The following is a 12,484-nucleotide window of genomic DNA, read 5'->3' as shown; positions in this document are numbered from 1 at the left end:
CGCTATGGCCATGACAGTACATCTTGATATTGTAAGTGCAGAAACTCGCATTTTTTCCGGTCTGGTAGAAAGCCTGCAAGTGACCGGTGGCGAGGGTGAGCTGGGCATCATGCCCGGTCACGCCCCTTTGCTGACTTTTATCAAACCTGGCATGGTGCGCATCGTTAAGCAGCACGGTAAAGAAGAAGTGTTTTACCTGTCCGGCGGTTTGCTGGAGGTACAAGCCAATTCTGTGTCTGTGCTGGCTGATGTGGCTTTGCGTGCCAAAGACATTGATGAGCAGGCGGCTCTGGAAGCCAAACGTCGTGCCGAGGCCCATATGGCCGAAGCCGGTGCCGATTTCAACTATGCCGCGGCAGCCATTGAGCTGGCCAAAGCCGTAGCTCAGCTGCGAGTGGTTGAAACCATCAAGAAGAACATTGCCAGATAAGGTGAATGTGTCCCAAAAAAGGCGCCCCGAGGGCGCCTTTTTTATTGGCCGAATAGCAGCGGGAATGACGCTGCAGACGCTGAATTAAGTATGCTATTCAGGTACACTTGCGCCAGATAAAAGATAAGGGACCTCCTATGCCACTCAATGTTGTCATTCTTGCCGCCGGAAAAGGCACCCGTATGCGCTCAGATCTGCCCAAGGTACTGCACAGCGTCGCTCACAAACCCATGGTTCAGCACGTGATAGACACGGCCCGCGAACTTAATGCCGATAACATCAATCTGGTGTACGGCTATGGCGGCGAGCTTTTAAAAAATAAGCTTGGTGAGCAGCCACTGAATTTTGTGCTGCAGGCAGAGCAACTGGGTACCGGCCATGCGGTGGCACAGGCGATTGACCACATAAACGACGAAGATACAGTGCTGGTGCTTTACGGCGATGTGCCGCTTACCCGCAAAGAAACGCTTGAGTCGCTGCTGGCGGTGCGTCAGCCCGATGGCGTGGCCGTGCTGACCGTACACCTCGATAACCCTACCGGCTATGGCCGTATGGTGCGCGAAAACGGTAAAGTCGTTGGTATCATTGAGCAAAAAGATGCCAGTCCTGAGCAGCTTAAAATCAACGAAATCAACAGCGGCATCATGGCGCTGCCCGGTAAACGCCTCAAAGCCTGGCTTGGCCGTCTTGAGAACAACAATGCTCAGGGCGAGTTTTACCTCACAGACGTGATTGCCATGGCCCACAGCGACGGTGTGACGATTGATACCGCCCATCCCGCCAACCCGATTGAGACCGAAGGCGCCAATAACCGGGTGCAGCTGGCGGCGCTGGAGCGTGCCTATCAGGCCCGTCGCGCCCAAGAGTTGATGCTTAATGGTGCCAACCTGCGAGATCCTGCCCGCATTGACATTCGCGGTGATGTGACCGTGGGCATGGATGTGATGATTGACGTCAATGTGATATTTGAAGGCAGGGTCAAGCTTGGTAACAACGTCACCATTGGTGCCGGAGCCATCCTCATCGACTGCGAGATTGCCGATAACGCTGACATCAAGCCTTACAGCATTATCGAAGGTGCCAAACTGGGCGATAGCGCCAGTGCCGGCCCGTTCGCCCGTCTGCGTCCCGGTGCTGAGCTGCACAAAGATGCCCATATCGGCAACTTCGTTGAAATGAAAAAAGCCGTACTCGGAGAAGGCTCCAAGGCCGGGCATCTGGCGTATCTGGGCGATGCCAAAATTGGTAAGGGCGTGAACATAGGCGCGGGTACCATCACCTGTAACTACGATGGTGCCAACAAGCACCTGACGGTGATTGAAGACGAGGTGTTTGTCGGCAGCGATACCCAGCTGGTGGCTCCTGTGGTGATCCGCAGGGGCGCGACCCTCGGTGCTGGCTCCACCATTACCCGCGAAGTGGGCGAGAACGAGCTGGTGATCACCCGGGTTAAGCAGCGCCATATTCAGGGCTGGCAAAGGCCGGTGAAAAAACCAAAGTAACAGTTTTGACTTAGTCAAAGGCGGCGCATTTGCGCCGCTTTTTCGTTTCAGAGGGGATCTTTCGTGATCTCCATCTGCTGTAATTGTAAATTACCGTAAATAATATTAAATAAGAACCATTCTCAATTATAGTACTGCCTGTTTCGTAAGACTTTTTGACAGAGTTGGTAAAGAGGTAGGCATGTCATTCAAATTATCCACCCTGAGCCTGGCCGTTGTGGCCGCGCTGCAATCTCCGCTGGCACTGGCCAGTGAAGCACACCATGGCAACATCGAGCGTATTGAAGTTAAAGGCCGCAGCTTCAACGAATATAAGGTTGGTGCTGCAAATGGTGCCATGCGCGGTGACATGTCACTGCTGGAAACGCCTCAGTCGGTTAGTGTAATCCCGGACTTCGTTACCGATGAGCAGCTTGCCACCAACCTGGCTGAAGTGCTGGTGAATGATTCTTCCATTACAGCGGGAACCCAGCGCTGGAACCGTCAGGTGTTTTCGCTGCGGGGGTTTGAGCTGGACTCTGGCTCAGGTTATCTCGCCAACGGTCATCAGCTGTTTGCTCATTATGTGTTGCCAATTGAAATCTTAAGTCAGGTGGAAGTGCTTAAGGGGCCTTCTTCCATGCTCTATGGTCAGTCTGGCCCCGGCGGGCTGGTGAATATGGTCACCAAGAAGCCCACTTACGACAACCTGTTCGAACTCGGCTTTGATACCGACGATTCAGGCTCGACCCGTTTCCAACTGGATGCCGGTGGCGCCATTAATGAGGCTGAAACCTTAAGATATCGTGCGGTGGGCGTTAAACAGGATACTGAATACTGGCGCAGCTACTCGCCGCTGGCGGGTGAAGCCGCCGAGCAGCAGGAGCGTGATCGCTGGCTTGGTTTTGTGGCCATCGATTATGACATCAGCGACAATCTGCTGCTGTCGCTGCGTTACGATCGCACCGAAGACAGAACCGGCATCGATGTCGGCGGCTGGCTCGATAAAGACGGCAACCTGATTGGTGGCCGTGAGCAAATCTGGGACATGCCCTGGGCTTTTACCGATAACAGCATCACCAATCTCGGCGCCGACATTGCCTGGCAGCTGAGCGACAACTGGAACCTGAAGCTTGGCTATAACGACCAGCAGTTTAACCGTCGTCGCTTCGATTCGTTGCCAACCTATAACGAAAATGCCATGACCGAAGGCTACAAGATCAGTCCCTTCGACCGTTTCGATGATTGGAGCCATAAGACGGCTTATGTTGACTTAAATGGTGAGTTTGAGCTGGCGGGGATGGAGCACAAGCTGTTGCTCGGTGCCAACAAACTGGACTACGGCTATGCTCAGCTGCGGGTGAAGGGTAAGAGCCAAACAGTGATGCCGGGTGCAGCCCTGCCCCGCCCGGATATCGATTACCATGACGACGATAGCTGGTACACCAGTGAGTACGAGTTTTATGGCGTATATCTGCAGGACCTTATCAGCATTAACGACCAGTGGAAATTGCTGGCAGGGGTTAGATTCGATGAGCAAAAAGAGGCGTCAGGTAACGATAATGCCTTGTCGCCCAAGGTCGGGGTGATTTGGCAGCCGCAGCAGGATTTAAGCCTGTATGCCAACTACTCCAAGAGCTTTGTTCCTCAGGGTTCTGTGAATAACGAGAATGACCTGAATGACAAGATGGAACTGGAGCCTGAGTACGGTACTCAGTATGAACTGGGTGCCAAGTGGGAGCTGATGAACGGTGGCCTGCTGCTGACCGGCGCTTTGTTTGATATCGAAATTGACAACCGCATTGTTGTGCATCAACTGGATAAGCCAATTGGCGATGCTACCCAGATAACCCGTCAGGATGGTATTCAGCACCATAAGGGATTTGAGTTGGGTGCCCAGGGGCAGGTTAGCGAAAGCTGGTTTATGACCGCCTCGATGATGTATCTGGATGCAAAATTCAAAACCGCCGACGCGCTTGATGGCAAAACGCCAATCGATACCCCCGAGTGGTCTGCCAATATCTGGAGCCGCTATGAGTTGACAGATAACTTTGCGATGAATTTCGGTGCCGTGTATGTAGGTGAACGTTTTGCCGATACCCAAAATAGCATCAGCAAAGACGGTTATGTGCGTTTTGATATGGGCGCCGCTTATACCTTCCAACTTGGCGGCAGTGAATTCGATGTGCGCGCTAACGTGCGTAACCTGTTCGATACCGAATATCTGGACGGTGGCAATTACCAGATGGTGACCGTAGGTCAGGAACGTAACTTCAGCCTGGCGTTGAATGCCCGTTTTTAAACCCCGTTTTCCGCTAATCCAAGGCAGCCAATAGGCTGCCTTTTTTATTGGCTAAATTTCATTATTGGTAAATTTGTTTCGTTTGTATATAATCCATCTTTCGACTCGAAAGTTAAACTGAAAGTAACGGATGACAAAACGCAATACTCAGCAGCGCCGCCGCAGCATTATCGAACTTCTGAATGCTCAGGGTGAGGTGAATGTCGACCAACTGGCGAGCGAGTTTGCCACCTCCGAGGTGACTATTCGCAAAGACCTGGCCGAGCTTGAGAAAGCGGGACTGCTGTTTCGCCGTTATGGCGGCGCTGTGCCTTTGCCCCAGGAGCTGAATGCCCAGGCTGTGGCCATCTCCCCAGTGAAGCTTGCCATAGCCAAAGAGGCCGCCAAACTCATCCGCGACCATAACCGCATTATCATCGACTATGGCAGCACTACGCTGGGGCTTATTCCCGAGCTTGCCAATCGTCGCGGGCTGGTGGTGATGACCAATTCGTTGCAGCTGGCCAATGCCATTCACGAATTGGAGCAGGAACCGACGCTGCTGATGACTGGCGGCACCTGGGATCCGCATTCAGAGAGCTTTCAGGGGCTGGTGGCCGAGCAGGTGCTGCGCTCTTACGATTTCGATCAACTCTTTATCGGTGCCGATGGCATAGACCTCAGCCGCGGTACCACCACCTTCAACGAACTCGTTGGTCTGTCACGTGTGATGGCAGAGGTATCGCGGGAGGTAATTGTCATGCTGGAGTCCGATAAGATAGGCCGACGCATTCCCAATCTCGAGCTGCCCTGGAGTCAGGTCAGTGCTGTGGTCACAGATAACAGATTGCCCAAAGAGGCAGTGACCACCATAGAGGCCCATGGGGTGAAGGTGTATCTGGCGGATGTTCAGTAGTTAGTTTTTACAGACCTTACGGAAATACAAGCATGTGTGGAATCGTTGGCGCCGTGGCGCAAAGGGACGTGGCCGAAATTTTGTTAGAGGGCCTGCGTCGTCTTGAATATCGTGGTTATGACTCTGCCGGTATGGCAGTGATCCAAAATGCAGAAATGAACCGTACCCGTCGGGTGGGCAAGGTTCAGGAATTGGCCGATGCATTGGCCGAGTCACCACTGAGTGGTGGCACCGGTATTGCCCACACCCGCTGGGCAACGCATGGCGAGCCCAGTGAGCGTAACGCTCACCCGCACCAGTCCGAGGGTGATATCGCCGTGGTGCACAACGGCATTATCGAAAACCATGCCAAGCTGCGTGAACGTTTGAAAGGCCTGGGTTATCAGTTCAATTCCGACACCGACACCGAAGTGATTTGCCACCTGGTACACCATGAGCTGAAAAGTGCTGATACTCTGCTGGCCGCTGTTCAGGCCACGGTTAAGCAGCTGGAAGGTGCCTATGGCACAGTAGTTATTGACCGCCGCGATGCAGAGCGTCTGGTTGTTGCCCGCAGTGGCAGCCCGCTGGTGATAGGTTTTGGTCTGGGTGAAAACTTTGTAGCCTCAGATCAACTGGCGCTGCTGCCTGTGACCCGCACTTTCGCCTTCCTCGAAGAAGGTGATGTGGCCGAAGTGACCCGTCGTAACGTGCGTATCTTCGATGTGGATGGCAATGAGGTAGAGCGTGAAGCCAAAGAATCGGAAGTAACTCACGATGCCGGCGACAAGGGCGAATACCGCCACTATATGCTCAAGGAAATCTACGAGCAGCCACGTGCCCTGGCCCGTACCCTGGAAGGCCGCATCGCCAACATGCAGGTGTTGGACAGTGCCTTTGGCGACAAAGCTGCCGACCTTTTGAAAGACATCAAACACGTGCAGATCATCGCCTGTGGTACCAGTTACCATGCGGGCATGGCCGCCCGCTATTGGCTGGAACAATGGGCTGGTGTGTCCTGTAACGTGGAAATCGCTTCCGAATTCCGCTATCGCAAGTCGCACCTGTTCCCCAACAGCCTGTTGGTGACCATCTCTCAGTCCGGTGAGACCGCCGATACGCTGGCCGCGCTGCGTCTGGCCAAAGAAATGGGCTATCAGGCCACCCTGACCATCTGTAATGCGCCAGGCTCGTCGCTGGTACGTGAATCTGACATGGCGTACATGATGAAAGCCGGCGCCGAAATCGGTGTGGCTTCCACCAAGGCATTTACTGTGCAATTGGCAGGTCTGTTGATGCTGACCGCAGTGATTGGTCGCAACAACGGCATGTCTGCCGAACTGCAATCTTCCTTGACTCAAAGCCTGCAATCACTGCCAGCCAAGGTTGAGCAGGCACTGGGCCTGGACGATGCCATTGCTTCACTGGCCGAGGATTTTGCCGACAAGCATCATGCGCTGTTCCTCGGCCGTGGCGATCAGTACCCCATCGCCATGGAAGGAGCACTCAAGCTCAAGGAAATCTCCTACATCCACGCCGAGGCGTATGCGTCTGGCGAGCTCAAACACGGCCCGCTGGCACTGATCGACGCCGATATGCCGGTGATTGTGGTCGCGCCCAACAACGAGCTGTTGGAAAAATTAAAATCCAACGTGGAAGAAGTGCGTGCCCGTGGCGGCCTGATGTATGTGTTTGCCGACAAGGACGCCGAGTTTGCCTCGGACGACACCATGAAGGTGATCCCAGTGCCTCACTGTGATGAGTTTATGGCGCCGCTTATCTACACCATCCCGCTGCAGCTGCTGTCGTATTACGTGGCCCTGATTAAAGGCACTGACGTCGACCAGCCACGCAACCTGGCCAAGTCAGTTACCGTCGAATAATTCGACAGAATCCAAAAAGCCTCCCTTTGTGGAGGTTTTTTTATGGAAGAAATCCTGTGGTTTTTAACTTTTACTTAACCTTTGCATTCGGCTGACGTTGCTTTACACAGGGCTTTATACACTGAGTTCTGGGTTGCTTTATGTGAGGTTGAGACGATGAACTTACCTGGATTATCTGTGTGGATTCTGGTGCCTGTGATTATGCTGACAGGTTGCGCATATCATGTGCCGCCATTAAAAACGGACCGTGCAGCATTGCATATTCATGGCACCGATGCAGAGCACCATTCGGCGAAGATATTGATTGTAAATGTTCGTCCGCAAGATGTACGGTCATGCCGTCAGCACGGAAATCACTGGCATTGTGCGAGGGGATGATGATGAGACCCTGTCAATATGTGATGTTGCTGTTGATGGCTGTGGTTTCTGGTTGCGGGGGCAGCGACTCAGTTGCCAAGCCTGAACAACCAACTGTGGTGACAAAACCAGCGATGCCGGTTTTCAGCCTGAAACCGGGCGAGATCATTTACGAACCCTACAGCCGGGTGGCATTCAGCGCAGATTTTGCCGCGTCCTATGAGTGTCAGCTGGATAGCGGTGATGAGCGTGGCGATATTCAGGAATGTGTCAGCCCACAGTTGTTGTTGCCGCTCACAGCAGGTGAGCATCGCTTAAAGGTGTGGGCGCTGGCTGAGAATGGTGACCGCAGTGATCCGGCGGAGCTGTCGTGGCAGGTAGCCAGCGTCTTTGGAGCGGACGGTAATGCCCACTTTGATCTCATCAAAACTACTGTTATGCCCTCGAAGGCTGACCCTGCAAGCTGGCGTGGCATCTTCAGAATTAACTGTGACTTTGCCCATTCCAGTTACAACGACCCCATAGTTTATCCCGGCAAGACAAATGCGGCACATTTACACCGTTTTTATGGCAATACCCTTGTTGATGAGTCAACCGATATTAATTCGTTGTTTACCGAAGGTGAGTCGAGCTGCCAGGGGAACACCTTAAATCGATCTGCGTATTGGGTGCCTGCATTATTGGCACCCGAATATAATCCGGCGACCGGTGAAGCTCTTTATGATGAACAGGGTGACTTGCGTTGGCGTGTCGTACCTGCCGTGGTGGGAAATGATGATGAAGCCCACGAAATCTTCTACTACTCCGCTGGGGTGGACGATGTAGACGCAATTCAGTCCATTCCTGTGGGGATGAAGATCATTGCCGGTAACGCCAAAGCAGGCCCAGGCCAGCAACAGGATACCGGTATTGTGCGCTGGCATTGCCAATCATGGGAATCTTCTGATGCCGATAATCCACGTTGGAGCAGCGCAATTCCTGAATGTGCTGCCCCCGACAGGCTGCGGATGGATGTATTCTTCCCCAGTTGCTGGAATGGCACAGATTTGGATTCTGCCGACCATCAAAGCCACTTGGCCTACCCACACAGGGGCAGTGGCACTCAGGGGATGATTTGCCCTGCAACTCATCCAGTGCCCATTATCAGAGTAAGTTTTCACTATGCATTCGGGGTGACGCCGGATGTGTATGAGCCTCAATCCAAAAGTAGCCGTGGCTGGCGTTTGGCATCTGACATGTATGAGGTGACGCAGGACTCGCACGGAGGTATGTCGTTGCATGCGGATTGGATGAATGGCTGGCATCCGGAGGTACTGCAAACGGTGCTGGACGTGTGTATTCGTGAGGGCTTGGATTGCCATGACGGCAATCTGGCCAATGGATTTCGTCTGACAGGAACCCGGCCAGGTAGCCAGACTGAGCCTCCCGTCATCAATATGGGGATGGGCTATCAGAGATAGTGTGAGGAGAAACTGAGCCGGGTTCTACTCGCCTTAGTGGTCAGGCGAGTAGTTGTGGCAGCTGTTTTTTTGCTTCTATGCGCTTCCAGACTTTTTCATGGAAGTAGAACACTACAGTGTTAATTGTTGGCTCAATCAGGGCGACAGCGCCCCCGATAAGCAGGCTACCGGTGAGTAAATAGGTGATGCTGAAGGCCACACCAAAGTGCAGCATGGCAAAGGTCATGGTCTTTAACATGGTGGAATCCCCAATTGATTACTTTTTATAAATGATAATAGTTATCACTTGCGAGTAAAGTTAAATTGTTCAATTGAGGTAAACGAGCGGGTCGATTAAGGGAAAAGACGCAGCGTGGGGCTGCGTCTTGGGGGGATTATCTGCGGCTATCAGTAGTGCCAGGGGAACTTACTGTAATCCTGATCGCGCTTTTCCAAAAAGGCATCCCGGCCTTCGCGGGCTTCATCTGTACCATAGGCAAGGCGGGTGGCCTCTCCGGCAAACAGCTGCTGACCAACCAAGCCGTCATCTGGCAGGTTAAAACCATATTTGAGCATGCGCATGGCGGTGGGAGATTTGGAGTTGATCTCTTTGGCCCAGCGTAATGCTTCGGTTTCCAGCTCGGCATGGGGAATACTGCGATTGACCATGCCCATGGCGACCGCTTCATCGGCAGTGTAGTTAAAGCCGAGGAAGAAGATTTCCCGGGCGCGTTTTTGCCCCACCATTTTGGCGAGATAGGCACTGCCGTAACCGGAGTCGAAGCTGGCCACATCCGGATCGGTTTGTTTGAATACCGCGTGTTCTTTAGAGGCCAGAGTCAGGTCACACACCACGTGCAGGCTGTGGCCACCTCCTACAGCCCAACCGGGCACAACGGCAATCACAACCTTGGGCATAAAGCGGATCAGTCGCTGGACTTCCAGAATATGCAGCCTGCCCATACGGGCCACATCGGCACTGCCTGGCTCGGCACCTTCGTACTTGTAACCATCTTTGCCGCGAATGCGTTGGTCGCCGCCAGAGGAAAATGAATATTGGCCTTTGACCGAGGGACCGTTGCCAGTAAGCAATACACAGCCGACATCAGACCATTGGCGGGCATGATCCAGCGCAGTAAAGAGTTCATCAACGGTTTTGGGTCGGAAGGCATTCAGGCAATCAGGACGGTTGAAGGCGATACGCACAGTGCCTTGGTCTTTGGCTCTGTGGTAGGTAATGTCTTCGAATGCAAAACCGGGTACTTCTGTCCAGAGATCTGGATCAAAATTATCAGAAACTTTTTGGGTCATGACTGAGCCTGCCTGTGTTCACATTAGTTGCCACAGGCTAGGCGCAAGTCAGTTTGGGGTCAATGCTTTAAGGAAAAAGCTATGGGAACAACCACAAAAAATTATCAGAGGTTGTCGCAGATAAACTGCAGATTTTCTTTCCCAAAAACAGGATGGGTGGCACTGGCGCTGCCGCAGTATTGCGCTTTGAAATCGCTCAAACTGTTTTTGTCTGTCAGCACAGTATCAAATTCAGAAAGCTCGGCAGAAGACAGGCGTTTGCCGATTTCAGCCTTTAAATTCTGCAATTGTCCATCGACCCTGATGATCTTGGTTCCGGTCAAAGAGTCGAGTTTTCGCTCGATTTTTTTTAAGACAGCCTGAGTTTCTGCGATGGGCTCATCGAGCTTATCGGTTTCGGTATACAGGTAGTAGAGGCCACCTGCGATGACTGCAAGAATAATCCATCCTCTCATCTTTTGGTCCAATCGAGTGAATATGAACAGTATATATGACTATAATAAGCCACTTTTCGAGCAATATTAAAGCAGTAATAAAGGCTGTCAGATGAACGCAGATTCGAACAATAGGGACTACTCGAAAGCCGAGCGGATCAAAATTCACCAACCGGATGCCGGTAAGGCAGACCGATTCAATCCGCGAAACCGCATTTATGTCCGGGCTGTTGATGGTTTGTGGAGTAAGCTTCGCCGAAGAATGGGATGGGTGGCTATGTTGTTCTTCCTGCTCTTGCCCTGGCTTCCATGGGGTGATAGGCAGGCGGTATGGTTTAATCTGGCCGAGCAGAAATTTCATATTTTCGGTTTAACCATTTGGCCTCAGGATCTGACGTTGCTGGCGGCACTGTTTATGATTGCTGCCTTTGGCCTTTTCTTCGTGACCACCTATCTTGGCCGGGTGTGGTGTGGCTACACTTGCCCGCAAACCGTGTGGACTTTTATTTTTATCTGGTTTGAAGAAAAACTCGAAGGCCCCCGTAACAAGCGCATCAAGATGGATCAGATGCCCTGGAACTTTGACAAGATATGGCGCAAAACGGCCAAGCATGGGAGCTGGCTGCTGATTTCTTTTTTAACCGCCACTACCTTTGTTTCCTATTTCGTACCAACCGGTGAGCTGTATCTTGATGTGTTGACCTTGAACGCCAGCGGTGGGGTCTACTTCTGGATTATCTTCTTCACTCTGGCAACATATGGGAATGCTGGTTGGATGCGGGAAATCATGTGTATTCACATGTGCCCGTACGCCCGTTTCCAGGCCGCCATGTTTGACAAGAACACCTATATAGTAGGTTACGATGCGGCTCGCGGTGAAACCCGTGGTCCACGCTCACGCAAAGCCGATCCCAAAGAAATGGGACTGGGCGACTGTATCGACTGCGATCTCTGTGTGCAGGTATGCCCAACAGGTATCGATATCCGCAACGGCATGCAATATGAGTGTATTAACTGCGGCGCCTGTATCGATGCCTGCGACCAAACCATGGATCGTATGGGCTATGCCAAAGGCCTTATCAGCTACACCACAGAAAACAAGCTGGAAGGCAAACAGGAAAAGGTTATGCGGCCCAAGCTGGTGGGCTACGGTGTTATCCTTACCCTGATGATTTTGGTTTTTGTTGGCTTGGCGGCAACCATTTCACCATTACGCATAGATGTTATCCGCGACCGTAACGCGCTTTATCGCCAGGATAACCGTGGCATGATAGAAAACACCTTTACCCTGAAGATCCTTAATAAAACAGAAGTAAACCACGTCTATCGCCTGTCGGTAGAAGGTTTGCCAAATTATCGCTGGATTGGCGAGCAGACTGTGTCGGTCAATGCCGGTGAAGTGCTCACCCTGCCCGTCAGTGTGGCGGTGGATCCGGTGGAGCTTAAGCGTCCCATAACCAAGATTAATATCCGGGTGGTGGCAGAGGACGTTCCTGACGTCGACGCCGTGCAAGAGACCCGTTTCTTCGGGCCTTAATCAGGTTCGTTAAAAGGTGCTACAGGTGCCAGCGAAAGAAAACAAGACAGGAAAAAGGGGCTAAATGCCCCTTTTTTGCGCGTTTAGCTCGCAAAATAAACGAACAGGATAAAAAGATAAGTTTTCTTCCAAAAAGCCCTTGCGCAAAAGTTTGGGCTCCCTATAATGCGCATCCACTGACACGGCAAGCGGTGCCAAGCGTAGCGGGTTGTGAAGGTGGTTGAAACGAGCGAAAGCCAACTTCAACAGCGCTTCAAGAAAGTTTGCAAAAACTGCTTGACGCGACAACAGGAAGGCGTAGAATACGCAGCCCTGACCCGGTGAGCCAAGCGCGACCGGATGTTCTTTAAAAATCAGATAAGACAAGCAAATCTGTGTGGATACTCGCAGGTTGATGAAGTCGACAAAACGATTTTATCAATGAAGGAGTTTTCAT

The 12,484-nt window shown here is 52.3% G+C and carries 11 protein-coding genes; 7 read left to right on the top strand and 4 right to left on the bottom strand.

The genetic code is table 11. The annotated features are described in order from the left end of the window. Nucleotides 1-4: 4 nt before the first annotated feature. From ABYK60_RS04655 to ABYK60_RS04630, 6 genes are all read left to right on the top strand, one after another. Nucleotides 5-430 (top strand): F0F1 ATP synthase subunit epsilon, encoded by a 426-nt coding sequence (locus ABYK60_RS04655; protein ID WP_372870766.1) that lies wholly within the window; start codon nt 5-7, stop codon nt 428-430. A 137-nt stretch (nt 431-567) separates the two neighbouring features. Continuing rightward, entirely contained in the window at nt 568-1,932 is a 1,365-nt protein-coding gene (gene glmU, locus ABYK60_RS04650; protein ID WP_372870765.1) for a bifunctional UDP-N-acetylglucosamine diphosphorylase/glucosamine-1-phosphate N-acetyltransferase GlmU, read from the top strand. Between the two features lie 181 nt (nt 1,933-2,113). After that, on the top strand, nt 2,114-4,213 hold the full coding sequence (locus tag ABYK60_RS04645) for a TonB-dependent siderophore receptor (protein WP_372870764.1): 2,100 nt from the start codon (nt 2,114-2,116) through the stop codon (nt 4,211-4,213). A gap of 130 nt (nt 4,214-4,343) precedes the next feature. Continuing rightward, nucleotides 4,344-5,108 (top strand): DeoR/GlpR family DNA-binding transcription regulator, encoded by a 765-nt coding sequence (locus tag ABYK60_RS04640; protein ID WP_372870763.1) that lies wholly within the window; start codon nt 4,344-4,346, stop codon nt 5,106-5,108. 32 nt (nt 5,109-5,140) lie between these two features. Further along, on the top strand, nt 5,141-6,970 hold the full coding sequence (gene glmS / locus ABYK60_RS04635; RefSeq protein WP_372870762.1) for a glutamine--fructose-6-phosphate transaminase (isomerizing): 1,830 nt from the start codon (nt 5,141-5,143) through the stop codon (nt 6,968-6,970). 380 nt (nt 6,971-7,350) lie between these two features. Continuing rightward, nucleotides 7,351-8,787, top strand: coding sequence for a DUF1996 domain-containing protein (locus tag ABYK60_RS04630; protein ID WP_372870761.1), 1,437 nt, complete (start codon nt 7,351-7,353; stop codon nt 8,785-8,787). A 40-nt stretch (nt 8,788-8,827) separates the two neighbouring features. Here the strand turns inward: ABYK60_RS04630 and ABYK60_RS04625 are convergent, their stop codons facing one another. The 3 genes from ABYK60_RS04625 to ABYK60_RS04615 form a co-directional block, all read right to left on the bottom strand. Beyond that, nucleotides 8,828-9,025: a DUF2061 domain-containing protein gene (locus ABYK60_RS04625; protein WP_220066185.1), complete on the bottom strand. Its 198-nt coding sequence runs from the start codon at nt 9,023-9,025 to the stop codon at nt 8,828-8,830. A gap of 149 nt (nt 9,026-9,174) precedes the next feature. After that, nucleotides 9,175-10,077 (bottom strand): 1,4-dihydroxy-2-naphthoyl-CoA synthase, encoded by a 903-nt coding sequence (locus tag ABYK60_RS04620; protein WP_372870760.1) that lies wholly within the window; start codon nt 10,075-10,077, stop codon nt 9,175-9,177. 104 nt (nt 10,078-10,181) lie between these two features. Then, nucleotides 10,182-10,532 carry a hypothetical protein gene (locus ABYK60_RS04615; RefSeq protein WP_372870759.1) on the bottom strand — a complete coding sequence of 117 codons (351 nt, stop codon included), beginning with the start codon at nt 10,530-10,532 and terminating at the stop codon, nt 10,182-10,184. Between the two features lie 91 nt (nt 10,533-10,623). Between ABYK60_RS04615 and ccoG the strand changes: the two genes are divergently transcribed. Next, the gene (gene ccoG / locus ABYK60_RS04610; RefSeq protein WP_372870758.1) at nt 10,624-12,048 is read left to right on the top strand and encodes a cytochrome c oxidase accessory protein CcoG; all 1,425 of its coding nucleotides are present in this window, start codon (nt 10,624-10,626) and stop codon (nt 12,046-12,048) included. Nucleotides 12,049-12,108: 60 nt separating this feature from the next. Here the strand turns inward: ccoG and ABYK60_RS04605 are convergent, their stop codons facing one another. Further along, nucleotides 12,109-12,414 carry a hypothetical protein gene (locus tag ABYK60_RS04605; RefSeq protein WP_372870757.1) on the bottom strand — a complete coding sequence of 102 codons (306 nt, stop codon included), beginning with the start codon at nt 12,412-12,414 and terminating at the stop codon, nt 12,109-12,111. Nucleotides 12,415-12,484: the final 70 nt, after the last annotated feature.

It is taken from the genome of Shewanella sp. (genome assembly GCF_041630135.1).
Classification (GTDB): domain Bacteria; phylum Pseudomonadota; class Gammaproteobacteria; order Enterobacterales; family Shewanellaceae; genus Shewanella.
This window is presented reverse-complemented; position numbering and strand designations above follow the sequence as displayed.